Raw genomic sequence first — 25261 nt, 5'->3', positions numbered from 1 at the left:
CTCTGTGCACTTTAGCACAGCTAGAAACTGATGGCGCGCACCGGACAAGTACACCTTCCCTACTCCACCGGCCTCAACACAAACGAAGCAGCCAGCCCTACGTCTGTGGCTCGCCAAAAAACTCTCGATTTCGCTGGTATCGCAGCATTATCGAGGCGCGTATTTATGTTTTTCTGGCTAATATTCCAGGCATTCCTTCCGGTTAATTTAATAATCCAGGCAAGACGTTTTATAATCACAATGCTGACTAAAAATACTGACTAAAATTAAACCAACTGAATACACAATACCTTAATAGCAAGATAAAAGTTCAATACGCAATAAAGAGCGTGACGAGCCACTGCCATCTTACTCATTAAAAATACAACAACCCAAAACCACCATTAATAGCAACTTAATAAAAGTCACGAAGCTAAATCGATATCACACTGATATTATTGCTTTTTAAGCATATTTATTCTAAAAATCACACCTTAACCACCTGCAACACTGGTAGCTTAAAAAGACGCAGCACGACTCACTCAGGCACTTTACCTAAGGGGTTTGAACACCCAAATCTTAAGCCAACCTTAAATTAAACTGCGGGATTTTTAATATTCAGTGCTTTGTTATTATTGCGACTTTTTTCACCATTGACATGAACTAACATGACGCTATGATGCCTGTCATTCGGTGTTCAAAATAGAGATGGAATAAATGAAAAAGTTATTCATTATGTTGGCGATGTTTTTTGCCGTCAGCCTGGCAACCAGCCCCGTGGTGGAAGCAAAGAAATTCGGCAGCAATAAATCTGCCGGTAAGACTCAGGAAACGGCACAGTCGCAGCCTGCGGCCACCAATACCGCTGCCCCCAACACCACTGCTGCGCCTGCCACGGCAGCACCTGCGGCTAAAAAAGGCATGATGGGCGGTATGCTCGGCGGCCTGCTGGCGGGTGGATTACTGGCGGCACTCTTTATGGGCGAAGGTTTTGAAAACATCCAGATTATGGACATAGTGATCATCGCCTTGCTCGCCTTCGTGCTGTTTAAAGTCATCCGCATGCTGATGGCCTCCAAAGCACAGGCGCAGCCAAGACCAGCCTATTCAGGTGTAGGGCAAGCCAGCCCCACGCCTGGCCAGGACCTTTATCGCCAGCAGTCTGAGCCTGCCGCCTTTGGTGGCCATAGCGGCAACAGCGGTTTTGCCCAGCCCCAGAGCACAGTGCCATTTCACTTGCCACCGGGTTTCGACTTAGCCGCCTTTTTGGAAGGCGCCCGCGGCCACTACAAAACCCTGCAACAGGCCTGGAATGAGGGCGATCTGAACAAAATTCAGGAATACGTGTCGATTGAGCTCTTTAACGAACTCAGCCAGCAGCGCCGTGAACTCGATGGCCAGCAGCACACCGAAGTAATGTACCTCGACGCCGAACTGGTGCGCGCCACCTACAACAACGCGCTTGCCGAAGTGAGCGTAAAATTCAGCGGCCGCTACCGCGATGCCGTTGAAGGGGTAGAAGAAGACATCAAGGAAGTCTGGCATTTGGAGCGTAACCTGACTCAGGCCAACGCACCCTGGCTGATTGTGGGCATCCAGCAATAACAGCGCGCAGTGACACCCAGCAAAACCCCGGCACAGTCCGGGGTTTTCTTTTTACGGCCCGAAAGTCGATAGCAGCCGCTTGCAGAGCTCCCCTCTCTCAAGGAAGGAAGAAAGGAAGGAAGAAAGAAAGAAAGAAAGAAACAAAGACAGGAGCAAGCACCAGCCCCTTATCTGCTTGGTGATTTACCGCAGCCAACACTTGCCTGTTAAAACACCATACGGTAGTCTGGGGCGTCTGTTTGATTGGCATACTTTTGGCCGATAAGCGTATGATTATTAGGCCAAGATTAAGCTTTTACTGAATCAATTGCGGTTCAGATAAGCCACAGGCTTTGCAGGCCGCTTTGCAGCCAAAAGCGAAGGTCGCAATCAAGGCTCTTCACTAAGAGCCAGGCAATTAATAAACAGTTATCACAACAACAGTGTGGATCAGGGAAGATGCGCAGCGCCGTTAGCGCCTGGCTATTCGGCTCCAAGCAGCAAGGAAGGCTTTCAGTTACCCTCCTCGCTCTTCTGCCATCGAATGCTATCACGCCCCTCCAATCCACCACGCTCGGCTTTGGCGTGTTTTTTGACCTCAACCAAGGTTTAGCCACCGCCAAACTGTTAGCTTTGATGTTGTTTTAAAAATGATTTTTTATGAAGTTTGGTGTGCTGTCTGGTAGCGAGAACCAGTGCGGAAACCATCTCTTTTGGAAGTGATAGTAGTGGAACCAGACTCCAAGCTGCGCTAAGGGTGTTCGCACTCTTCTTTACTTTGGCACATCCCTTCTTATGGGAGTCCTCACGCTCGAATTAAGATAATAAAATGGTAGGAATGAAAAATGGAACCTGTCTCAATAGCCGTTGGTGGAGTAGCTTATTACGTAGCTACGAAATTCGTAGACCAATTCATAACACAAGAAGGATATGGTTGGCTTAGAAAGCTATTATTTCAAAAGAAAAGTTATGTAGACAGACTCTATCAACTTATTGAGGAAGCCGCGTCAGAATTTGAAGCTAAATATCCGATAGATTCTGAAAAGGTTCCGTTCTATCAATCTCGCCCACTATTTGATGCTCTGAATAAATATATCTTATTTCGAGATTTACCAGAAAAATCGGAATTAGTTAATAAGTTTAATGACTACCAAAATGTATTGCCTCCAACACATCAGCAACTTGAACTTTTTTATTCGATTTTAACGCTTAAGATAAACAAATGTGAAAAGTTGAAAAAGCTTCACTTTGAAGAAACTTATAAAGAAAAGATTTTTGATATCAGTGATGAAATATTACAGATAAAGCTCATGCTGAAATCATTAGATGACAAGTTAACATTTCACTTGAGCAATGATTGGTTAAATGAAAAAAATGCACTAGCAATTGCGGATTTAGGTGGGCGATATACACCTGAGCTCAACGTAAAACTTGATATTTCAAAAGTGTTTGATGGCCTTGGGAGGACGCAAGAATTCTCTGATGTTTTCTACTCGCATATCGACAGTTTTCTGATAATAGGAAATAAGCTTAGTCAACGTGATGAAATTGCAACGCCATTATCTAATATAGCTCAATCGTTAAAAAACATTTCTAAATTATATCAAGAAGTCGATATATCTAGATTGAGTGAAGTTCCAACCGATAAATATATAGATAATATTTCTCGATGTCAGGAAGCTATTAATGAGGCAGAATCAGTACTGTGGGATTTACGGGAAGAGGCCAAAAAAGAAGGAAAAGCTAATAACTACAGCGATAAGTATTCGCTAACTTTTAGAGAACTCCGCGATCTTGATTATGCGTGCATCGATTTACTTTCGTTCATAAACTCAATAACAGTCAAGCTAGCGAACAATCCCTTCTTACTTCTCGAAGGAAGAGCTGGAATAGGTAAGTCTCATTTACTTGCTGACGTGATTAAAGCACGAATTTCTTTGGATTATCCTTCTCTATTTATACTAGGGCAACAACTTACTTTAGATGAATCACCTTGGTCACAAATCTTTAAGAGGTTACAGATTAAAGTTACTTCACGTGAGTTCCTGGAGAAGCTGAATTTACTTGGTCAAAAGATGGGAAAAAAAGCCTTAATCTTTATTGATGCTATTAATGAAGGAAATGGCAATAAATTCTGGAATGATAACATTAACAGTTTTGTAGATGAAATCAAGCAGTTTGAATGGCTTGGTCTAGCTATGTCAATCAGAACAACATATAAAAGTGTGACAATTTCGGATAATAACTTGGAACGAAATAATTTTGAAATTCATGAGCACATTGGATTTCAAAATGTCGAATTGGAAGCAGTAAATTTATTTTATAACTATTACAACATAGAGAGACCTTCGTCACCAAATCTTAATCCAGAGTATAAAAACCCTTTATTCCTCAAACTGTTATGCGAGGGAATCACGAAAAACGGCTTAACTAAAGTTCCTGTTGGATTTAATGGTATTTCAAACATTCTGAATTTTTTAGTGGAAGGTGTAAATAAGTCATTAGCATCACCAAAAAAATACGCATTTGACCCCAGCTTCCCCCTTGTAAGAGACGCCCTTAACGAAATAATAAAAGTTAAACTGAGTATCGGTAGTAGTAATATTTCACTTAAAGATGCTCATTCGGCGGTTCAATCTGTTGTTTGTGATTATGTTACTGATAAAAACTTTCTAAGCGCTTTAATTGACGAAGGATTACTGACAAAAGGTATAGTGAGAAAAGATGATAACTCTACCGAGGAAGTGGTGTATGTGGCCTTTGAAAGGTTTGATGACCATTTAACAGTTAAGTTATTATTAGAAGATATTGAAAATATCGAAAATGAATTTAAAACTGATGGTCGACTTAAGAAATATTTTAAAGATGAGTATGACTTTTACAGACACTCGGGGATAGTAGAGGCACTTTCAATTCAATTACCAGAAAAATTTGGGAAAGAGCTTTATGAATTATTACCGGAGTTTAGTGATAATCATAATTTACTAGAAGCATTTATTGAAAGCTTGGTGTGGCGTGATATTAATGCTATTAATTTCGAAAAAATCAAACCTTTCATCGACAAGCAAGTGTTTGGGTATGACTATAGCTTTGATCGTTTTCTAGAAACAATTATCTCTATTTCAGGGTTAGTTGATCACCCCTTTAATGCTAATTTCTTACATATTTGGTTAATGCAACATACTTTAGCCGATCGAGATGCATTTTGGACTACACAACTTAAATATAAATATAGTGAAGACTCCGCATTTAGGCACCTAATAGATTGGGCGTGGGCTAGAACAGATAAAAGCTACATTTCAAACGAATCGATAGAGTTGGTGGCAACTAGTTTATGTTGGTTTTTATCTTCGAGTAACAGAGAGCTTCGCGATTGTTCTACCAAGGCTTTAGTGAGTTTACTCGAAAATAGAATATCTGTTTTGATAAATATTATTGACAAATTTGATGGGGTGAACGACCCGTATGTTTGGGAAAGAATATTTGCTGTTGCAGTAGGATGTGCATTAAGAACTAGTAATATTCAGACATTAAAACATTTATCCGAAACTGTTTATAAGAAGATATTTTGTACTGAATATGTGTATCCAAATATCTTACTTAGAGATTATGCGAGAGAGATCATAGAATATTCTACTCACTCTGGACTGTTGCTTGATGGTGTTGAACTGACGAAGACTAAGCCTCCATACAATAGTAGTTGGCCTGATGATATCCCGTCAAAGGAGGAATTAGCATCCCTCTATGACAAAGAACCTTACTGGACACTTTGGAGTTCGATCATGGGAGGTGGTGACTTCTCACGATATACTATTGGGACAAATTACCATAACTCGGATTGGTCTGGTTGCAAGTTTGGTGAAGTCCTTATCGACCGGGAGCAATCCTTTAAAAATTTTAAAAGTAAATTATCTGATATCCAGAAAGAGCTTTATGATGCGACAGACCCTGTTATTTATGATGATAGAGCCAAAAAAATTACAATTGGTGACACTACGATTAGTCTAGGTGGCGCAATAGGCAGAAAAGATCAGAATGAAATAAACTCAAACAAAGAGCTTTTTAAGAAGTCATTAACGGACAACCTATTAATTGAGTTTGAAAAAGATATAGAGCCGTATCTTGATCACAATAATAAATTGCTAGAAACTAATAAATATTTTGATCTTAGAATAGCAGAGTGCTTTATATTAAATCGGGTTATGGATTTAGGTTGGGATCCTCACAAACATGGTAATTTTGACCGAGAAATAGGCACCGGTCGTGGGCGAAGAGATTCATTTCAAGAACGGATAGGTAAGAAGTATCAGTGGATTGCATATTATGAATACATGGCAAAACTAGCCGACAATTTCATTCGTTTTGAAGGCTATGGTGACGAGCGAAAGGAAAGTCCATATCAAGGGCCATGGGAGCCTTACGTAAGAGATATAGATCCTACGATTTTACTCAAAGAGACAGGAACTAAGGTGGTAAGAAATCAAGACATGTGGTGGCTCAATAATGAAGTATTTGATTGGGCCTGCTCTTATGATGAATGGGTTAAAAGCTCGACTACATTAACTCAACCATGTGGTTTGATTGAAGTTAAAGACAACAACGGTGATGAATGGTTGGTATTAGAAAGTTATCCATCATGGAAGGAGCCCAAAATTATTGGCAATGTTGACTGGGGGCATCCACGAAAAGAGGTTTGGTGCCATATCAGAAGTTATATCGTTAAACTAGAAGGATTTGAAAAATTTAGAGACTGGGCATTAAGTCAACACTTCATGGGTAGATGGATGCCTGAAGCCAGTAATATATACCAGTTATTTGATAGAGAGTTTTATTGGTCAAAAGCATTCCAGTTTTTTAAATCAGACTATTATGGTAACTCAGATTGGACCTCTGTATCGGACCCAGAATCCAGAGCTAAGATAGCTGACGTTAGTATAACTTCTATTAATTATTTATGGGAAGAAGAGTTCGATAAATCAAAAATTGAAACCTTGAGCTTCCTTAAGCCCAGTAATTTAATCTTCGAAAAGATGGGGTTAAAAAATGGTGAAACAGAAGGTAGTTTTACGGATCAAAATGGAACCGTAGTTTGTTTTTCAGCCGAAGCAATACATGCGTCAAAGACACATTTGCTTGTAAAAAAAGAGCCATTTTTATCAATGTTAAAGGAAAATGGACTCGAAATAGTGTGGACACTATTGGGTGAGAAAGGTGTTATAGGAGGCTCCCTTACTTCGAATCATCATTATGGTCGACAGGAATTTAGTGGAGCGTATTATTTTGATAATAACCAGCTACGTGGAAGTCATAAAACTTACTCCGAATAGAGAAAGACAGGACAGCCAAAACACTTATGCCGAGGGTTACACCAATCCCGCTCGAAGCGGCCGCAGGGCGTTTGAGCACATGGCGTAGCTGAGACAGGACGTCGAAGCACGAGGGTCGAGCAGGATGCGAGTCTCTCGTGTAGCCAATGGGCTCAAAAACGCACAAGGAGTTGTCCGCTTCGTCGCGGGTCGCTGGGGGATTGGACAAGGGGGCAAGTCGATACTGCCCCCCTTTCCTCGGGTGTGGGGCGAAGCTCCACGACGTTAAGCCGCTGCAAGCGGCTACCATGCATAGAAGTGGTTCCCGATAAAGCCGGAAGCCATTCCAATCACAACCAACTCCCCCGCCCCCAGCAGAAACCACTGAAATGGAAAAGGCCCGCGTTCGATACGCGGGCCTTTTCCTGTGCCGTAAAAACTAAACCCAGCCGAAGCTGGGTTTAGTTGTGGTCTCAGAGAGACCAAGGCAACCGCCTTGATCAATCTGCGGCGAGGCAGATGCTTACATCATGCCCATGCCGCCCATACCACCACCCATACCACCCATATCCGGGGCATCTTTCTTCGGCAGCTCAGCTACCATGGCTTCGGTGGTGATCATCAGACCGGCTACAGAGGCCGCGAACTGCAGCGCTGAGCGGGTTACCTTGGTTGGGTCCAGGATACCCATTTCCAGCATGTCGCCGTAGCTGTCGTTACCGGCGTTGTAACCGAAGTTACCAGTGCCGTTCTTCACAGTGTTGGCCACTACAGAGGCTTCTTCACCGGCGTTGGTGGCGATTTGGCGCAGTGGGGCTTCCATGGCGCGCAGGGCGATAACCACACCGTGCTTCTGATCTTCGTTGGTAACGTCTACGTTGGCAATCTTGGAAGCAACGCGCACCAGGGCTACACCGCCGCCTGGTACCACGCCTTCTTCAACGGCGGCGCGGGTGGCGTGCAGGGCGTCTTCAACGCGGGCTTTCTTCTCTTTCATTTCCACTTCGGTGGCAGCGCCAACCTTGATTACGGCAACACCGCCAGCCAGCTTGGCCATACGCTCTTGCAGTTTTTCACGGTCGTAATCGGAAGAAGTTTCTTCGATTTGCTGTTTGATCTGGGTTACGCGAGCCTTGATCTGCTCCTCGGCACCGTTGCCATCGATGATGGTGGTGTTGTCCTTGGTGATCACAACGCGCTTGGCAGTACCCAGGTCTTCCAGAGTGGCTTTTTCCAGCTCCAGACCGATTTCTTCAGCGATAACAGTACCACCGGTGAGGATGGCGATATCCTGCAGCATGGCCTTGCGACGGTCACCAAAGCCCGGGGCTTTAACGGCAGCAACCTTCACGATACCGCGCATGTTGTTCACAACCAGAGTCGCCAGGGCTTCGCCTTCGACGTCTTCGGCAACGATGAGCAGTGGCTTGCCGGTCTTGGCCAGACCTTCGAGGATTGGCAGCAGTTCGCGGATGTTGGAGATCTTCTTGTCAACGAGCAGCACGAATGGGTTGTCCAGTTCAACAGAGCCGGTTTCTGGCTTGTTGATGAAGTAAGGAGACAGGTAGCCGCGGTCAAACTGCATACCTTCTACTACGTCCAGTTCGTTTTCCAGCGCAGTGCCTTCTTCAACTGTGATAACGCCTTCTTTGCCCACTTTTTCCATGGCGGTGGCAATGATTTCACCGATGGACTCGTCAGAGTTGGCAGAGATGGTACCTACCTGAGCAATGGCCTTGGAGTCGGCACATTCCTGAGACAGGGCTTTGAGTTCGATAACGGCGGCGGCAACGGCTTTGTCGATACCGCGCTTCAGATCCATTGGGTTCATGCCAGCGGCAACGGCCTTCAGACCTTCGTTAACAATGGCCTGAGCCAGTACGGTGGCGGTGGTGGTGCCGTCACCGGCAGCGTCGTTGGCCTTGGAAGCCACTTCCTTCACCATCTGGGCGCCCATGTTCTCGAACTTGTCTTCCAGTTCGATTTCTTTGGCCACAGATACACCGTCTTTGGTGATGAGCGGGGCGCCGAAGCTCTTTTCCAGCACCACGTTGCGGCCTTTTGGACCCAGGGTCACTTTAACGGCGTTGGCCAGAATGTTTACACCGGCCAGCATTTTTACGCGGGCGTCATTACCAAATACTACTTCTTTAGCTGCCATGTTCGATTTCCTTTAAATACTTTGCGTTAGACTGAAATTTCACAATTGGAGTGGATTAGCCCACTACAGCCATCAGATCCATTTCCGACAGGATCAGCACTTCCTGACCGTCGATTTTTTCTTTCTTCACGCCGTAACCTTCGTTGAAGATCACCACGTCACCCACCTTCACGTCCAGCGGACGCACGGTGCCGTTCTCAAGGATCCGGCCATTGCCTACCGCCAGCACTTCGCCACGGGTAGACTTTTCAGCCGCGCTGCCAGTCAGCACAATGCCACCAGCTGAAGTGGATTCCACTTCCAGACGCTTAACGATGACGCGGTCATGTAATGGACGAATATTCATCTATGGATTCTCCTAATGATTTTTGCCCAGCAATGAGGCGGTTATGTTTATATCGCCGCCCACCTTGCAAGTGAGCGACTCGATGAGTGCTATATGGGGACAAGGGCCGTGGGACTCAAGGGGGATTTACAAAAATTTTTTGGATTTTTTGGTGCCGATTTCCTATCCCTTGGCTCATTCCTGTTAGAATCGCGCCTCGAAACCCAGCAAATAAAGTAAGAGTGAACCCGGCCCCATGAGAGACAGACACGGCCTTTTAACAGCGCCCATCGGCTCAGTACTGTTAAAAATGACCCTGCCCAATATGCTGGGGATTTTGACCATTCTGGGTTTCAGCCTGGTGGATACCTTTTTTGTCAGCCAGCTTGGCACCGAAGCGCTGGCCGCCATCAGCTTTACCTTTCCGGTTACCTTGCTGCTGTCCAGCATTGCCGTGGGCATAGGCGCCGGGGTCTCGACCAACCTTGGCCGCCTGATTGGCTCGGGCAACGCCCCCGAGGCCAAGGTGTTTTTACACGATGCGCTGCTTATCACCTTTGCCCTTATCGGCACCCTGGCCTCGCTGGGGCTGATGTTTATCGACCCGCTGTTCAGCTTGCTTGGCGCCAATCAATCGAGCCTGCCGCTTATCCATGAGTACATGCTGGTGTGGTACCTCGGCAGCCCGCTGCTGGTGCTGTTAATGGTGGGGAATCAGGGGCTTCGCGCCACCGGCGATACCAAGTCACCCGCGCAGATTATGGCCCTTGCCGCCATCATCAACCTTATTCTCGACCCCTTGCTGATTTTTGGTCTTGGCCCCTTCCCGAGGCTTGAAATGCAGGGCGCGGCAATAGCGACTGTGATTTCCTGGATGGTGGCCATGTCGCTCTCGGGCTATCTGCTGATTGTTAAACGGCGGATGCTGAGCCTGACTGAAATCGCCTGGGGCCGGCTTAAGGAGAACTGGCGCAGGCTTGCCCATATCGCCCGCCCCGCCGCGCTGATGAACCTGATGAACCCCATCGCCAACGCAGTGATTATGGCGATGCTGGCACGCATCGACCATGGCGCGGTGGCCGCCTTTGGTGCCGGTACCCGGCTTGAATCTGTGCTTTTGATTGTGGTGATGGCGCTGTCATCGAGCCTGATGCCCTTTATCGCCCAAAACCTTGGCGCGGGTCAGCCCGAGCGGGCGCGTGACGCCTTGATGATGTCGCTGCGCTTTGTGCTCTTGTTCCAGTTTTTGCTGTATCTGCCATTGCTGCTGCTGGCAGCGCCGATTGCCGGGCTTTTCAGTGACGATCCCAAGGTGGTGGAGTGGCTCACCTTTTACATCATCGCCCTGCCCGCCGCCTACGGCCCGCTGGGGGTGGTGATTATTGTCGCGACCTCACTCAATGCCTTTCACCGCCCCATGGCGTCGCTCACCATCAACATCTGCCGCTTGTTTTTGCTGATGCTGCCTTTGTGTGCGCTGGGGATGTTTATCTATGGCGTGAAGGGGCTGATGCTGGCGCTGCCGCTGACCAACGTGCTGATGGGCATCGCCTGTTATTATCTGGCGAGCCGGGTTACCGAGCATGAAAATGCGCCGGGAGCGGGTTCCAGAGTCTAGGCCCTAGAACCTAGAACCCAGAACCTAGAACCTAGAACCTAGAACCTAGAACCTAGAACCTAGAACCTAGAACCTAGAACCTCGTCTATCGTCTCTGTCAGACTCTTTCAAACTATTTCAAAGAAACTCGACCGAATCGAGGAAGGCGAGCGCGGTTTTTTTCTCGCGATCGTTTTCGTTGTAGGTGGCCATAAGCAGCAGCAGATGGTTGTTGTGGGTGTACACATGCTGCACCATCTCGCCCTTATCATTGCCTAGATTGACCACCAGCTCATAGCCCTTTTTACCCTGATGGCGGATAAAGCCGCGCCGGACTATGGCGGCGTTGATGCCCATGTCGGTACCAAAACGGCGGCTGATGCTGTCAAAATCTTCCAGCGACAACTCGTCGATATCCTGATCGTCAAACTCATCAAAGGCCGTGCCCATGGCGAGCACTATCAGGCTCATGTCTTTGTATTCGGCCTGCTGATTAATCACCTGCTCCACGCTCACCTGCCCTGTCATGCGCGAGGCGACATGGGGCGAAGGCAACATGCGAACCTTTACCGGAATACTGGACAGGAAGTGGCTTTCGAGTGGCAGTGGGGCCAAAAAATGGCGGTAGCCGTAAAAGGCGCCGACCATCAGTGAGATAATCAATATCAATCGGGTCATTGTTCAATCCTTTGAAAAATGGACTCTTTACACTAGAAAGGAATAGTAACAGCCTTTTGCGTATCGGGCGCGCAACCAAAGTATGAGATGCCAGCTTTGTGCGGCTGCTCAAAAAAGAACCCGCCAGTGCGGGTTCTGTCAGTTTTTACGCCAAGCTCTGTCAGCTTTAGGCCAAGTATTGGCTCACGTAACCGATAAGCCGCTTATATCGGGGAACCGGGCGGCATCGGCAGCGGCGCGCTGATGATACGCTGGTTTGCATCATCCAGCCCGCGGGTAATGCCACGGGTAAGGAAGTTGAAATGGGCGGCATCGGCCTCGCTGGAGCGGGCAGATTTGCGCTCAAGCTGAGTGCGGGCGTAGGCAAGCCTTGCACCAAGCACGGCTTTCACTTCCGGGCTGCTGTCTTTGCTGTGAAACGCCTCGAGCAAGCCATCGATGGCCACGGCGTTAACCCGCATCCAGATGCCACGCTCTACACCGGCCTTGCCTTCCTGGAACAGGGTGACGGCAAAAAGCTTATCGACAATGGCAGTGACTGACAGCTGCTCGCCGTCATTCTGGAACCCCTGCTCAACCCGGTTAAGGCGCTTGGGCGCAAGCAGCGCAGACACTGTGTGGCGCGAGAGCACTTCGGCCATGCCCACAGGATCTGTCACCACCCCGAGGGATGAAGCGAAGCTTTCGCGGGTGGCGCTGTAATTGCCGGCCTTGGGGAGCAGGCTTTCGCTGAGCCCCTGAGGCAGCGCAAGTTCGGCGGTATCGAGTGTGGTCAGCAAGGTGCCGAGTGCCTGCTTTTGCAGATCCGGCGCTATGTAGTTCCAGCTGTAAGCGCCATCGTAGGCGTAATCGGTACCGCCAATCAGCTTGGCGGCGGCTTCAATCTGATAGCGGGTCAGCAGGTAGATGGGCACCAGCGCATCGGCAAGCTCGCCGAGCGGCTCACCGTCACGCATTAAGGCAGGGTTGAAGTCATTGAGCGCCTGACGGCGCACCAGCTGCAGCCGGGCAAGCTCGGCCACAGGGTCCGGACCATTGTCCCAAAGACTGGCGTAGGCGTGGCTCGCATCCGCGCTGCGGGAGTCGTTTTCGCCTATGTAACGCAGGCCCTTGGTTTGCACCTCGGTTAACAGCTTTTTCAGCGCCGCCGCTTCGTTGCTGCCAAAGTCGCCGTAGCCGTAGGCGATGGCAAACTTGTCCCACTCGCCCACACCGGGGCTGTAGGGGGTGCTGATATCAATTTTGCTTTCTTTGATGGTGATAAGCGGATGGGGGTAATCCATCACAGAGGCATTGTTGTTGCCGGAGGCGGCAAAGTTATGGTCAAGGCCGAGGGTATGGCCAATCTCGTGGGCCGACAGCTGACGGATGCGCTCAAGCGCGAGATGCGAAGCGGCCTTGGCGGCGGCGTCGCGGTCTTCCCATCCGGCGGTAAGACCTCGGGCAATCAGGTGATCCTGACGTACCCGCAGGCTGCCGAGGGTGACATGGCCCTTGATGATTTCGCCGCTGCGGGGATCGGCAATAAAGGAGCCGTAAGACCAGCCACGGCTGGCGCGGTGCACCCACTGCACTACGTTGTAGCGTACGTCCTGCGGGTCGGCATCTTCCGGCAGCAGCTCCATCTTGAAGCCATTGATAAATCCGGCGGCGTTAAAGGCCTCGGTCCACCAGCGGCCGCCGTCCAAAAGCGCACTGCGGATAGGCTCAGGCACGCCCGGGTCGAGGTAATAGACTATGGGCTCAACCACTTCGGATGGCGCTGGGCCGGGGTTCTTTTTCACCAGCCGGTGACGCAGCAGGTGGCGCTTGACCACACTCTCATCGATTGCGGTGGCAAAGTCGGTGTATTGGTCAGAAAGGTAGCCGCTTTGCGGGTGATAGTCCCTCGGGCTGTAACCCTGCTCCGGCAGCGCGATAAAAGAGTAACGCATGCGGATGGACACGGCTTTGGGGTCCGGCGTCACTTCGGCGACTCTGGCACCGGCTTCGCCCGAGGCGAAGGTCAGCTGCACATCGATGTCGCTGTTTTTGGGAAAAGATTTAACGTATTCAGGCAGTATCATCGAGCGGGAGGCATCGAGCTGATAACTGCCCTGGCCTGTGGCTTTAAGGGCATCGGCCACGCCGTGCAGGTCGTTGATAACCAGGCCACTCAAAGGCGCCCGTGCGCCTTTGCCATCGAGCGGCGCACGCCACAGAATTGAGTCGGCAAAGGCTTCTTTTACGGCTCTTTGCTCGGGGGCATAGTCGGTATCGGCGCGGTAACGGGTGTTAAGCTCGCGCAGGATAAGGTCGGGGCCGATGCGCTCAAACTGCACCATGCGGGTGCGGCCAAGCTGGCCACGGTCGAGCCCTATGTCGTTGGAGCCCACGCCCTGAGGCAGGCTGGTCACCAGCAAAAACGGCTTGTTGAGCCGGTTTGCCTCCACATAGACCTCGCCCTTGTTGTCGTATTGAAGCGTCAAAAAACCCTGCTCTGACTTACTCTGCCTGACACCTGTGGCATCGGCGGCCATCAGCGCAGGCACCGGCAAAAAGACTAGCATCAGGGCAAGCGCGAGGGGTGAGGGTTTCATGTGTTCTCCTTTACAAACTTGAGTCAGGGGTTTTGTGTTGCTCTTTATGGCCAATCCAGTGACTTAAGGTTTCAAACAATTCAGTGAGCACTATCGGCTTGGTAATGTGGGCATTCATGCCCGCCGCGAGGCTCTTTTCCCTGTCACCGGACATGGCGTGGGCGGTCATGGCGATAATCGGCAGCGCATCGAAACTGTAACGCTTACGCAGCTCAGCCGCCGCGGTGAGACCATCCATCACCGGCATTTGTATATCCATGAGTACCGCATCGTAGCTGCGCTTTTCAACCATCTCGAGTGAAATCTGGCCATTGTCGGCCACATCCACTTCATATCCGGCACTCTTCAGAAGCTCGGTCGCCACCTGCTGGTTGATAAAGTTATCTTCCACCAGGAGCACCACGCCGCGATGCTCGCCATCGGCGGCCACCTCAGGCTCGGGCAGCGCCTCGGGAGCCGAAGGCGCAAAGGCGCGCATGATTTCATCAAACAGGGTCGAGGCCTTGAACGGCTTTTGCAGCATGGCAAAAATCCGCTCGCCGTCCATGTCCATCCGCATCGGCTCGGCGGCGTAGGCGGTCATCACTATCACCACCGGCCGTTTGGCAAGCTTGCCGTCGGCCACCAGCTGGTCGATGGCATCGATTACCTGCATGCCGTCCATCTCGGGCATCATCCAGTCGAGCAGCACCAGATCCACCGGATTACGTACCAGTTTATAGAGTGCCTCGGCGCCACTGGCGGCGCTATCCACCTCAAAGTGGAAATCGCGCATCACGGTGGAATAGATTTGCAGCGCTGTGGGGTTATCGTCCACCACCAGGGTGCGCAGGCTCGCGAGGCGCTCGGGCACTATCATAGGCTCGAGCTTGGCTTCTTCGGCTATCTCAAAGCTTACGGTAAAGCTGAAGGTGGAACCGGCGCCGGGTTCACTCTCTACCTGCATGGTGCCGCCCATCATGGACACCAGATGCTTACTGATGGACAGGCCAAGGCCGGTGCCGCCGTATTTGCGGGTGGTGGAGCCGTCGGCCTGAGCAAACGCGTCAAACAGCTTGTCCTGCTGCTCGCGGCTGATACCTATGCCTGTATCACGCACCCAAAACTTAAGGGTAATGCGATGGTCACGCTCGCCAACGTCTTCACAGCCAAGTTCAATCTCACCGTGCTGGGTAAATTTAACCGCGTTGGAGAGAAGATTAATCAGCACCTGCCCGAGGCGCAGCGGGTCGCCCTTGAGCATCAGCCCGGCGGTGACAGGGGCGTACAGCAAGAGCTCAATGCCCTTCTCCTGCGCCTTGAGGGCGTTGAGATCCAGGGTGTGGTCCAGCACCTTGTCGAGCGGGAAGGAGACTTTTTCAAGCTCAAGCTTACCGGCTTCGATTTTGGAGAAGTCGAGGATGTCGTTGATGATCCTAAGCAGCGACTGGGCCGAGAAGCTCGCCTTGTCGAGGTAATCCTTTTGCTGCTCGGTAAGGCTGGTGCGCCCGGCAAGCTGCAACATACCGATGATGGCGTTCATCGGGGTGCGGATTTCGTGGCTCATGTTGGCCAGGAATTCACTCTTGTACAGGTTGGCAAGCTCGGCGTCCTGCTTGGCTTCCAGCAGCGCCACTTCGTTGCTCTTGTGACGGGTGATGTCTTTGTGGGTACCGACCATCCGCTTGGGCTGGGCATCCTGGGTAAATTCCACCACCCGGCCACGGCTCAGCATCCAGTGGTACTGGCCGGTTTTGGCGCGCATGCGGAACTCAATCTCGTAGGCGCCAATCGGGTCTTTAAGGTACTGCTCGCGGTATTCCTGCACCCGGATGCGATCGTCAGGATGAATAAGGCTGTCGATGGTGGATAACAGCGCCGGAAACTCGTTGGTCTTGTAGCCGAGCATGGAGTAATACGCCGGGTTACAGATGATTTGCTCTGAGTCGAGGTACCAGTCCCACAGGCCGTCTTCCACCGCGTCCATGGCGAGGTGGTAACGCTCTTCCGAAAGCCTGAGCTGCTCGGCGGATTCGTATTCGCGGGTCACGTCACGCCATACCGCAATCAGACCCATCAGCTCGCCGCGGCGGTTGTAAAACGGCAGCTTGAGCGTATCGAGCAGCACCGGCTTGCCGGCGAGCTCAATCTTTTCCTGATAGCGCAGCGGCGTGCGCTCGGCCAGCACCTGCTCGTCTTCGGCGCGGATACGGCTGGCAAGTTCAGGGGTGGTCAGCTCGTCGCTGGACAGGCCAATCATCTCGGCTTCGCTGAAGCCCAGCATGCGCTCGGCCGACTTGTTACAGCCAAGGTACTGACCTTCTTTGTCTTTAAAGACAATCGCTTCGGGAATGGAGTCGAGCAAGGAGCGCAGCAGCGCATATTCCCGCTCGCGCTTCTCGGTGGTTTCTTTAAGCCGCTCGGTGCGGCGCGCCACCAGCTTGTCGAGGCGCTTGTTCTGCTCGGCAAGGTGCTTGGTATATTGCTGGTTTTCTTCAAAAATACGGCTGATGAGCTGGAACCATGGCTCCCAGCCAGGGGTAATCACCTCAGGCACGCCACGGGGCTGCTGCGAGCAGCCTTCGAGGTGCGACAGCAGCTTGGAGGCCGGGCTTACGAAGGAGCGGCGGGTCTGCCAGTGCACTATGGTCACCAGAATCGATAAGGCCAGCACCACCAGAATAAAGGTCAGCTGCAGCTTCTCCCAGCTGTCGTTGAACAGCTCATCCACGTCCTGAATGTACAGCAAACGCCAGGGCGCGTTATGCAGCGCCACCGCGTGAATGTAATAGCCGTTGCGAATAACCCCGCCGGAGGCATCAAAAAGCTCCGACTCCGGCAGCGAATGCAGCTCCGACGGAATGCGCTGGCTGATGTGATACACCCGCTTGATATCGTCATTGGCCATGTCGGAGTGCGACAGTATGTTGTTGCTCTGGTCGAGCAAAATCACTGTGCCCGGCATCTTGAAGTAGAGCCGGATTTGCCGCGCCAGCGACGCCAGCGTCATGTCGAGGTTGATGGAGCCGATAAACTCATCTTCAAGGTAAATCGGCACCCCGAGGGTGGTCAAAAGCCCCTTGTCGCTGGAGTCGAGGTAGGCCTCACTCCAAAACACGCTGCGCTGGGGGTTCATGGCGGGGGTGGCCAGCAGGAATTGTTTCTTGTTCAGCAGCTCGTCGCGAAAGCGCTGCTCATCCACAGGCCAGGGATAGTAAGACATCATCCGCCGCTTGGAGATGTAGTAGATGGCCGACGCCTTGGGCGCCGCCTCTTTGGCCACCGGGAACGACAGCGACAGCTCGAACAGCATTTCGAGCTCCTGATAAAAACGATCGGGCCTGTCTTTGAGGCTGCCCACGCCTGTGATGCGGCCCATGTTGGTAAAGGGCTTGCTGCTCTCGGCGTAGTGGGGTTCGAGGGTAAAGTACTGGCCGTCCTGATTGAATTTTTCGTACTGGGGCAGGCGCTCTTTACGCACCAGCTCGCCAAGGCGCAGGTGGTCCACGGCCACATCGCGCAAACTTTTCACCGCGCGGATGCTGGACTCAAGCAAGAGGTCTATCTGCAATACGTGCCGGTCGATTTGCTCTTCGCGCTGCGTCAGCAACTGCGACTTTTCCCGGTCGAAGAAAAACCAGGCGGTGAGACAGGCCATCACTATTACACCTATGTAGGTGTAAAACACGGCCCGGTTGTAGTCGCGCTGGATGGGCGATTTGAGCTGCAAATCCCGCTCAGTCGATTTCATCAAAAACCCTTTGGCATCCCCAATCGCGGGGCCAACTCCCCGCAAAACCTGACTGGCTATAGTAACAGGAAGCCTGAGTCAGTCACATAAATTAGCGGCCATAACGCCAAAATAATTGTGGACGATTTTGTTTCAAATCATTGGCTTTTTTAGTGTTTGAGCTAAAAAAACGGACCCTTGCGGGTCCGATTGTCTGTGATGCGGCGCAAAGGCGTTACAAGTGCTCCTCGGCAAACTCCGCCAGACGGGAGCGCACCACACCGTTAAGGTACACGTTGGCGCTGCCTTCAAAGTCTTTGAAACGCTCGACTATGTAGGTCAGACCCGAGGTCACGGCGGTGAGGTAGTTCGAGTCAATCTGCGCCAGGTTGCCTGAGCAAATCAGCTTGGTGCCCTCGCCCATGCGGGTGATCATGGTTTTGATTTGCGATGCGGTCAGGTTTTGACATTCATCCAGCAGCACTATGGCGTTCTGGATGGAGCGGCCACGCATAAAGTTAATGGATTTGAACTGGATATTCGCCTTATCCATGATGTAGCTCATCGAGCCGTGGGGATTTACATCGTTCTTGTGCAGCACTTCGAGGGTGTCGGTGATGGCGGCAAGCCAGGGCGCCATCTTCTCTTCTTCGGTGCCGGGCAAAAAGCCGATGGACTCGGCAATCTCGGGGGTATTGCGGGTCACTATCACCTTGTCGTACTGATTGCGCTCCACCACCAGCTCCAGCGCTGCCGCCATCGCCAGCAGGGTTTTACCGCAGCCGGCAGGACCGGTGAGGATAACCATGTCGATATCGGGGTCGAGGAGCGCCTGCAGCGCCATGCCCTGATACACGTTTTTGGGCTTAATGCCCCAGGCCTGCAGATTCAGCAGGCGGCTGCGGCCAAGGTCAAGGATATGCAGATGGGTGTCGTCTTTGCTGAGCACCCGGCCGCAAAAATCGGATTCTTCGTCAATCAGATATTGGTTGATGTACAGGTGGTCGTCTTCGAGATCCTTAAGCGGCACCTCGTGGATGGTCTGGCGGCCATGACGGGTGGTGGACACCTTCTCAAGGTGCTCCCAGAAGTTACCGTCAAACTGATGAAAGCCTTTGGTTAAAAAGCGGATATCGTCAATCAGCTGGTCGGTGCGGTAGTCTTCGACCAACTTGATGCCGGCGCCCTTGGCCTTCAGGCGCATATTGATATCTTTGGTGACCAGCACCACGGGGCGCGGGTCGTGCATCTTCTGCAGGTGCAGCGCGGTGTTGATGATGCGGTTGTCGTTATGGTCGCCCGGCAGGCCGGAGCTCATTTCGAGTTGATGGTCGGGGAAGATGGCCAGGGTGCCTGATGCGTCGTGGCCTTCACGGGCTGGCAGAGGTACACCGGCAAGAATTTGTTCGGGGGTGGTTTCGCCGCCGAGGGTATCCTCCAGCGCGCGAATGGCGACACGGGCATCGCGGCTGACATCCCGCTTGCGGTCCTTGATGGAATCGAGCTCTTCCAGCACTGTCATGGGGACGACCACATCGTGCTCTTTGAAAGAATAAATCGCTAAAGGTTCGTGCAATAAAACATTGGTATCCAGTACAAACAACTTTCTGTCGTCTTGTTCCATGGCGCCTCCGGTTTTAGTGACAATGGGCGATAATGTTTCAACATCAGGCTGTGTAACTGCGGCGGCTTCCTCCCTGTTAGGCTGACGAAGGGACAATTTCCTGCTCCGTCATTAACTTAATACTGGCACCCTTCCCTCAAAAGCTCAACCACCCAAAACGCTGAGTTTCATTCAACTGCAGCTCTGTTACAACGGCATGACAAATAGCGGGGTTGCCAGTGTGATTTTGCGGTTCTAGGCTGATTCAAATATTCGGGCCGTTGGTATAACATACGCGCCCTTTGAGTTTCCCCTAGAGTTGAGAGTGTAAGATGTCGTTCGCGATCGGGCAGCGCTGGATAAGTGATACAGAGTCGGAGTTAGGTTTGGGCACAGTGGTGCAGGTTGAAGGGCGCATGGTGACTGTGCTGTTTCCTGCCACGGGTGAAAACCGCATGTTTGCCATGGCCGAAGCGCCGCTGACCCGCGTTATCTACAACCCCGGCGACACCATTGATGCCGCCGAAGGCTGGAGCATGACGGTCGACAAGCTCGAAGAAATGAACGGCCTGGTGTTTTACTTTGGTAAGCGCACCGACACAGGCGAAGAAACCATGCTGCGCGAGACCCTGCTCGAGCACAATATTCGCTTCAACAAGCCGCAGGATCGCCTGTACGCCGGTCAAATCGATCGCATCGAGCGCTTTGGCGTGCGCTATAAATCGCAGCTTCTGCGCCACAAGCAGGCAAGCTCACCGCTGCTGGGTCTGCAGGGGCCACGGGTTGGCCTTATTCCGCACCAGCTGTGGATTGCCCATGAAGTGGGCCGCCGTCACGCCCCCCGCGTACTGCTCGCCGACGAAGTGGGTCTGGGCAAGACCATCGAAGCGGGTCTGATTATTCATCAGCAGCTCATTACCGGCCGCGCCGAACGGGTACTGGTGATAGTGCCCGACACCCTGCGCCACCAGTGGCTGGTTGAGATGCTGCGCCGCTTCAACCTGCGCTTTTCGGTATTCGATGAAGACCGCTGCGTCGAGGCCTTTGCCGATCACGACAACCCCTTCTACACCGAGCAGCTGGTGATATGTTCGCTGGAACTGCTGCGTAAAAAACGCCGTCTGGATCAGGCGCTGGAAGCCGACTGGGATCTGATGGTGGTGGACGAAGCCCATCACCTCGAGTGGAGCGAAGACGAGCCAAGCCGCGCCTATCAGGTAGTGGAAGCCCTGGCCGCCGTGGTACCGGGCGTGCTGCTGCTGACCGCAACCCCGGATCAGCTCGGCCACCAGAGCCACTTTGCCCGTTTGCGCCTGTTGGATCCGGATCGCTTTTACGACTATCAGGCCTTCCTTGAAGAAGAGAAAGGCTATCAGGCCGTGGCCGAAGCCGCCGAAGCATTGTCGAGCGGTGTGAAACTCAGTGACGAAGCCATCAACGGCCTGACCGAGCTTTTGTCTGAAAAAGACATAGCCCCGGCCATCCGCCAAATTCAGGCCGAGCACCTCGATGACGAGCTGCGCCAGGCCGCCCGCGAAGAGCTGCTGCAGGAGCTGCTCGATCGCCACGGCACCGGCCGCGTGCTGTTCCGTAACAGCCGCGCCTCGGTCAAGGGTTTCCCCAAGCGCGAATTCCACGGCCACGGCTTTGAGATGCCGGAGCAATACGTTACCGCCATGCGGGTAAACGCCATGATGGGCGGCGCCCGCACACTCGAAGGCAAGGTAGCCCAGGCGTTGAACCCTGAGCGCATCTATCAGGAATTCGACGACAACAACGCCAGTTGGTGGAAGTTCGACCCCCGGGTCGACTGGCTTATCGACTTCTTGAAAGCCCACCGCTCCAAAAAGGTGCTGGTGATCGCAAGCCGCGCCGAAACCGCGCTGGCACTGGAAGAAGCGCTGCGCACCCGCGAAGGTATTCAGGCCACCGTATTCCACGAAGGCATGTCGATTATCGATCGCGACAAGGCCGGTGCTTACTTTGCCCAGGAAGAAGGCGGCGCTCAGGCGCTGATTTGCTCCGAAATCGGCTCTGAAGGCCGTAACTTCCAGTTTGCAAGCCATCTGGTGCTGTTCGATTTGCCGCTGAATCCGGATCTGCTGGAGCAGCGCATCGGCCGTCTGGACCGTATCGGCCAGCGTCACGACGTGCAAATCCACCTGCCCTTTATCAAGGACACAGCACAGGAAACCCTGATGCAGTGGTATCACAGCGGCCTGTGCGCCTTTGAAACCACCTGCCCTGCGGGCCATGTGCTGTTCAGCGAGTTTAAAGAGCGCCTGCTGCCGGTGCTGACCGGCGAGAGCGACGAGCTTGAGGATTTGATGCACGACACCCAGAGCCGCTACCGCGAGCTTAAGTCTGCCATGGAGCAGGGCCGCGACCGTTTGCTGGAGCTGTCAAGCCACGGCGGCAACCGCGCCGAGGCGCTGGCCGCCAAACTCGCCGATGCCGACGAAGATACAGACCTGATTGCCTCTGTAATCCGCCTGTGGGACGTGATTGGCATAGATCAGGACGATCGCGGCGAAAACAGCATAGTGCTGCGCACCACAGATCATATGATGTTCCCGACCTACCCCGGCATCACCGAGGATGGTCTGACGGTGACCTTCGACAGAAACACCGCGCTGTCGCGGGACGATATTGCCCTTATCACTCTCGAGCATCCGCTTATTCAGACCGGTCTTGACCTCATCACAGGCTCAGACACGGGCACCACCTGTGTGGCGCTGCTGAAAAACAAGGCACTGCCGGCGGGCACTATTTTCCTCGAGCTGATTTATCTGGCCGAGACTACGGCGCCTAAATCGAGCCAACTGTACCGTTACCTGCCGCCAACACCGGTGCGGGTGCTGCTGGATAAAAACGGCAACAACCTGTCGGACAAGGTGGATTACGATAACTTCGACAAGCAGCTGTCTGGCGTTAACCGCCATATCGCCAGCAAGTTAGTTAACGCCTCCCAGACCATGCTGCATCCGCTGTTTGCCAAGGGCGATGAGTTTGCTGCCGAGTCGCTCGCCAAACTCACCGATGAAGCCAAGAGCCGGATGGAAAGCCAGCTTGGCGCCGAGCTGTCACGGCTTGAGTCACTTAAAGCGGTGAACCCGAACATTCGTGACGAAGAGCTGGATCACCTGAAAAACCTGATGACCGAGCTCTCGGGTTACCTTGGCAACACCCAGCTTAAGCTCGACGCTATCCGTCTGGTGCTGGTCAGCCACGCCTAAAGCAGGGCCGAAGCAACTGCCGACCACTCAAAAGACCCGCTCCGGCGGGTCTTTTTGTTTTCGCCTGCCCGATTCGCGACGCCGAATCACAGAGCCAGTCCAGAGACAGTCGAGAGACAGTCCAGAAGCTGCGCCGATCCAGTACAGCGACAGCGTCGTTCCAGTCCAAAGGCGCCGCCGAGCCAACACAGCACCATTACTGAGCCCAAGCCGCGCGAGGCAAGATGAACAGCAACAGGCCACGACAATCCGCTGCCACGATGAGGAAGGATGGGTTATCATTTTGATGGTATTGGGATTTGATTGAAGGAATGTCCATGGGAGCCACAAAGGCGCTGCTCACCTCCCTGCTACTCGCCGTGCTGGCCGCATCGGCGGGCACCAAGGCCTATGGCGCCGACGATCCGGTCTTCGATTACCTTAAAAGCCGTCAGCAGCGCTCAATCAGCATTGAAGGCAAGACCCTGCCGGTGCTGGTTCGCCCCTGGGAGGGCAAGCAGCAATACGGTGCCGTGATTATTTTTGCCGACACAGGTTTTGGCCCGGATGCACCGGGTTTGGTGGCGTACCTTCGCGACGGCTTAAGCCCGATTGGCTGGGCCAGTATCAGCATGACGCCGCCGCAAAACCCGCCCCATCCGAGTTTTACCACAGCGCCGGAGCAGGTCACCCAGGCCGGAGACAAGCAGCTTGCCAGCCATCAGGGCGAAGCCATGGCAACCCACAGCAAGGAAGAGTGGCAAAAGCATGTGGACACTCAGCTTAAGTTTGTCGAACAAAGCCTTGGCGAGCTGGCCCAGATAGGCGCCGCCTACCCCGGCAAACGCATTTTGGTGGCGATGGATCGCAGCGCCGGCCTGGTGATTAAACTTCTGGCCGATGGCCGTATTGCTCAGCCGGATCTGCTGGTCACCATCAATCCCTACAGTGAGTCCCCCGAATTCGATGCACTGCTGCCCGGGCTTATCGCCACGCTGGAAGTGCCTGTGCTCGACATTCAGGCACCCGACGCCAACCGCGCCAGCCTTGCCAGCGCTGCGCTGCGCCTGGCAAGCTCATCGATGAAAGATGCCCTCAGTTATCGCCAGCTTTTGCTTGCACTCAATATCAGCGAGCCAGACGCCTGGGCCGACTCCCTCAGCGCCATCCGCGGCTTTGCGGCCACCATCAAGCGCGCCGGAGCAAACCCAGCGATGCAGCGTGGCAATGACGACGCCTCCGGCGGCAATGGGAATAGCGAAGGCGGAAATGCAAATACTAACGCTGCAGATGCAGGCCAAGGCGCCGAGGCTGACTCAGAGCCAGCCTCTTTCATGCCGCCGGGGATGACGGCGCCGGATCTTGAGGCTGCTCAGGCTCAGGACAATCAAACTCAGGACAGTCAGGCTCAGGAAAGTCCGACTTCGCAAGGCGACAGTGGCCAAGCTCAGGAGGCGCAAAATCCAGAGCAACCAGCAACGGATCCACAGCAAAGCGATCCGCAGTCAAAATCAGATCCGCAGCCAGCAAACCCGGCGCAGACTGAGCCTACCCCGGCCGATCCAAACAGTAAGAAGACGCCTTAAACCGCACCGGGCCAGCATCTGTTACCAAAACCGCTGCCGGGGCCGGTAAGCCTTGTCGGTTTTACCACGCTCGCGGCTTGCGGCAATCCGGAAATTGCTGCCAAAGAGCAGGCGGATTTGATACCAGGACTCCCGCGCAAGCAAGGCGCGCAGACTCGCACTCCAGCTCTTGTGGGTTGAATGCTTGATAGCGGCAAGGGCATCCGGTGAGCGGTTTTTAAGCTCATTGGCAAGCAGGCAGGCTTCTTCAAATGGCGCGTCTGCAAGGCGGGTCACCAGCCCAAGGTTCAGCGCCTCTGCGCCATCCAGCACCCGCGCTGTCATCGTCAGCTCCAGCGCCTTATCCTTGGGCATAATCGCGCGCAGGCTTGCAAGCCCCGCCATATCCGGCACCAAACCCCACTTGGCTTCCATCACCGACAGCTTGGCGTTGGCACTGGCAATGCGCACATCGGCGCCAAGGGCTATCTGCATACCGCCGCCATAGCAATAACCTTCAATCACGGCGATAACCGGCAGCGGCAACCGGGTCCAGCCGATGGAAACCCGCTGCGCCAGATTGGCGTTGCCGGGCAACCACTTGGCAAGCAGACCAAGTACCTGGCTGGGCTTGGCAGTGACACTGGCGATATCAAGCCCGGCGCTGAAATTACCGCCCGCGCCCTGCAAAATCACCACCCGCAAGCTACGGTCGGCGGCAATGGTGCGCTGCACGGCGCACAATTGCCTGAACATAGCGTAATTGAGGGCGTTGAATTTGTCCGGCCGGTTAAGGGTGACAAGCGCAATGCCGTCGCGCCGCTCAAGGGTAACCAGGGCTCTGGTGGCATCGCTTTTCTGTGATGGTAAATCGGCGCTTTGCTGCGTTGTCATGATGCTCCTGATACGGCATTGGTTATTTTTGGGACGGCAGGATAGCGGCCTGCGCGACCTTTTTCA

General features: G+C 52.8%; 13 protein-coding genes. 6 read left to right on the top strand and 7 right to left on the bottom strand.

From position 1 onward, the window contains the following. Positions 1-696: 696 nt before the first annotated feature. The 3 genes from KJI95_RS06595 (at position 697) to avs2 (ending at position 6890) form a co-directional block, all read left to right on the top strand. Entirely contained in the window at positions 697-1584 is an 888-nt protein-coding gene (locus tag KJI95_RS06595; protein WP_214506393.1) for a Tim44 domain-containing protein, read from the top strand. A gap of 438 nt (positions 1585-2022) precedes the next feature. Beyond that, complete coding sequence (locus tag KJI95_RS06590) at positions 2023-2211, top strand: hypothetical protein (protein ID WP_214506392.1); 189 nt, start codon at positions 2023-2025, stop codon at positions 2209-2211. A 197-nt stretch (positions 2212-2408) separates the two neighbouring features. Next, a complete protein-coding gene (gene avs2 / locus KJI95_RS06585; RefSeq protein WP_214506391.1) occupies positions 2409-6890 on the top strand; it encodes an AVAST type 2 anti-phage system protein Avs2 in 4482 nt (1493 codons plus the stop codon). A gap of 502 nt (positions 6891-7392) precedes the next feature. Here the strand turns inward: avs2 and groL are convergent. Next, the gene (gene groL, locus KJI95_RS06580; protein WP_214506390.1) at positions 7393-9030 is read right to left on the bottom strand and encodes a chaperonin GroEL; all 1638 of its coding nucleotides are present in this window, start codon (positions 9028-9030) and stop codon (positions 7393-7395) included. Positions 9031-9085: 55 nt separating this feature from the next. Next, complete coding sequence (locus KJI95_RS06575; protein ID WP_203325018.1) at positions 9086-9376, bottom strand: co-chaperone GroES; 291 nt, start codon at positions 9374-9376, stop codon at positions 9086-9088. A 235-nt stretch (positions 9377-9611) separates the two neighbouring features. Here KJI95_RS06575 and KJI95_RS06570 point away from each other — a divergent pair, with 235 nt between their 5' ends. Then, positions 9612-10973: an MATE family efflux transporter gene (locus tag KJI95_RS06570; RefSeq protein WP_214506389.1), complete on the top strand. Its 1362-nt coding sequence runs from the start codon at positions 9612-9614 to the stop codon at positions 10971-10973. A gap of 117 nt (positions 10974-11090) precedes the next feature. Here KJI95_RS06570 and KJI95_RS06565 read toward each other — a convergent pair whose 3' ends face one another. The 4 genes from KJI95_RS06565 to KJI95_RS06550 form a co-directional block, all read right to left on the bottom strand. Next, the gene (locus KJI95_RS06565) at positions 11091-11630 is read right to left on the bottom strand and encodes a hypothetical protein (protein ID WP_214506388.1); all 540 of its coding nucleotides are present in this window, start codon (positions 11628-11630) and stop codon (positions 11091-11093) included. Positions 11631-11833: 203 nt separating this feature from the next. Further along, positions 11834-14209, bottom strand: coding sequence for a zinc-dependent metalloprotease (locus KJI95_RS06560; protein ID WP_214506387.1), 2376 nt, complete (start codon positions 14207-14209; stop codon positions 11834-11836). Between the two features lie 10 nt (positions 14210-14219). Then, the gene (locus tag KJI95_RS06555; RefSeq protein WP_214506386.1) at positions 14220-17939 is read right to left on the bottom strand and encodes a response regulator; all 3720 of its coding nucleotides are present in this window, start codon (positions 17937-17939) and stop codon (positions 14220-14222) included. Positions 17940-18153: 214 nt separating this feature from the next. Then, positions 18154-19542 carry a PhoH family protein gene (locus tag KJI95_RS06550; RefSeq protein WP_214506385.1) on the bottom strand — a complete coding sequence of 463 codons (1389 nt, stop codon included), beginning with the start codon at positions 19540-19542 and terminating at the stop codon, positions 18154-18156. Positions 19543-19853: 311 nt separating this feature from the next. Between KJI95_RS06550 and rapA the strand changes: the two genes are divergently transcribed. Beyond that, complete coding sequence (gene rapA / locus KJI95_RS06545) at positions 19854-22757, top strand: RNA polymerase-associated protein RapA (protein ID WP_214506384.1); 2904 nt, start codon at positions 19854-19856, stop codon at positions 22755-22757. A 317-nt stretch (positions 22758-23074) separates the two neighbouring features. Continuing rightward, positions 23075-24322, top strand: coding sequence for a DUF3530 family protein (locus KJI95_RS06540; protein ID WP_214506383.1), 1248 nt, complete (start codon positions 23075-23077; stop codon positions 24320-24322). Between the two features lie 21 nt (positions 24323-24343). On the opposite strand, the gene KJI95_RS06535 is transcribed toward KJI95_RS06540, so the two are convergent. Next, the gene (locus tag KJI95_RS06535; RefSeq protein WP_214506382.1) at positions 24344-25195 is read right to left on the bottom strand and encodes a crotonase/enoyl-CoA hydratase family protein; all 852 of its coding nucleotides are present in this window, start codon (positions 25193-25195) and stop codon (positions 24344-24346) included. Positions 25196-25261: the final 66 nt, after the last annotated feature.

Source organism: Shewanella jiangmenensis (assembly GCF_018596335.1).
GTDB lineage: Bacteria > Pseudomonadota > Gammaproteobacteria > Enterobacterales > Shewanellaceae > Shewanella > Shewanella jiangmenensis.
This window is presented reverse-complemented; position numbering and strand designations above follow the sequence as displayed.